At 73.9% G+C, this 1,960-nt stretch carries 1 protein-coding gene; it reads left to right on the top strand.

Annotation, left to right across the window (positions count from 1 at the left end):
• Positions 1-1,960: SDR family NAD(P)-dependent oxidoreductase (locus tag GT042_RS02835; RefSeq protein WP_161307110.1), on the top strand; the 1,960-nt coding region annotated here is incomplete at both ends.

The raw sequence follows: 1,960 nt of genomic DNA, 5'->3' as shown, positions 1-1,960 counted from the left end.
GGACGCGGCCGTCGAGGCGCCCGCCGGCCTGCTGATCTACGAGCCCGCGTGGGCCCCCACGACCGCGAGCGGCGCCCGGCCCGACGGCGTCCTGCTGGTGCTGGACGACGACAGCGAACGCCTCGCCGAACTGCGCCGCCTGGCGGGCCGGGTGATCGCCGTGCGGTCGGGAACGGCCTTCGCCCGCACGGGCGCCGACACGTTCACCCTCGACCCGTCGGCCGAGGAGGACCACCGCGCCCTGGCACGGGCGCTCGGCGACGAGGGCGTCGTCCCCGCTGCCGTACTGCATCTGTGGCCGCTGGGCCAGGACGGTGCCCCGGCGCGCGCCGCGGCCTTCGCGCTGGCCCGCGCCTGGATGACGTCCTGTGCGACCACCCTGCCCGTCGTGTACGCCCACACCGGGGCCGAGGAGGACCCGGAGCACGCCGCCGTGGGCGGCTTCGCCCGCGGCGTACGGCGCGAACAGCCCAAACTGGCACTGAAGACGGTACGGCTGGATCCGGCTCTCGGCCGTACGGAGCAGTGCCGCGCGCTGCTCGCCGAGGCCGCCGCCTGGCAGGACATCGAGGTCCGGGTCACCCCGGTGGGCCGGGAAGTGCTGGGCTTCAAGCGTGTCCTGTCGGCCGACGGCCCGGACGTGCCCGTGGCCAGGGACGGCGGAACCTACCTGATCACCGGTGGCGCGGGCGGACTCGGCCGCCTGGTCGCCCGTCATCTCGCGGGACGGGCCCGGGTGGAGATCGCCCTCCTCGGCCGGTCCGCGCGCGGACCGGCCGAGGAGGCGGCGGTCGCCGAACTGGTCGCGCTGGGCGCACGGGCCCAGTACTACAGCTGTGACGTGACCGACCCGCTCTCGGTCGCCGGGACCGTCTCGGACGTCGTGGCCGAACTCGGCCCGCTCACCGGGGTGCTGCACGCGGCGGGGGTGGTCGAGGACGGGCTGCTGCTCAACAAGGACAGCGCGGCGATCCACCGGGTCACCGCACCCAAGATCCTCGGCACCCGGCTGCTGGACGAGGCCACCCGGGAGGCCCCGCTCGACTACTTCCTGCTCTTCTCCTCCACCACCTCGGTTCTCGGCACCGTCGGCACCACCGACTACACGGCCGGCAACCGCTACCTCGACGCGTTCGCCCACCACCGGGAAGCACTGCGCGCCCGGGGCACCCGGCACGGACGCAGCCTGTCGGTCAACTGGCCGCTCTGGGCCGAAGGCGGCATGCGGATCAATCCCGCGGTGGAACGCACCGTGCTGGAAGTCAACGGCCTCGAAGCGCTGGACACCTCCGACGGACTCGCCGCCCTGGAGTTCGCCCTGCGGCACGACGCCTGCCAACTCGCCGTGTTCCGGGGCGACGTGGCACGCCTTGAACAGCGGCTGACGATGCACGGCGCGGACCAGGACAGGAAGGCGGATCAGGACAGGAAGGCGGATCAGGACGGGAGGGCGGATCAGGGCAGGGAAGCGGACCAGGACAGGGAGGCGGACGTGGCGGCCGGCCCCGGTCCTGCCGGCGCCGAGCGGCCCGGTGTCAGTGCCGACGCGCTCTGCCGGGAACTGGTCGGGATCTTCGCCGGGGTCCTGAAACTGTCCGAACAGGACCTGGACCCGGAGGAGGACCTCGCCGACTACGGGGTGGACTCGATCGCCGCGATGCACGCGCTCGACATACTCGAACAGCGCTACCGGACCGCCATTGTGCCGTCCCTGGTCGCCCGCCGCCGGACCCTGCGGGCGCTGGCGGAGCACCTGGCCGGAGAACTCCCGGCCGCTCCCTCGGGCCCGGCCTCCGGACAGGACCCCGCCGCCGCCCCGGAACCCTCCGAGGTCCCGGACCCGGCCACGGTCCGTGTCCCGGATCAGCCTTCCGTCCCTGTCCCGGTTCTCGCCCTCGGCACCGAACCGGTCCCCGTCCTCGCCGCGGAACCGCGTTCCGCTTCTCCGAAGGAGACCCCG

Origin of the sequence: Streptomyces sp. SID3212 (assembly GCF_009865405.1) — a bacterium.
GTDB lineage: Bacteria > Actinomycetota > Actinomycetes > Streptomycetales > Streptomycetaceae > Streptomyces.
Note: the sequence above shows the minus strand (reverse complement) of the source record. Positions and strands in the feature narration are given on the sequence as shown.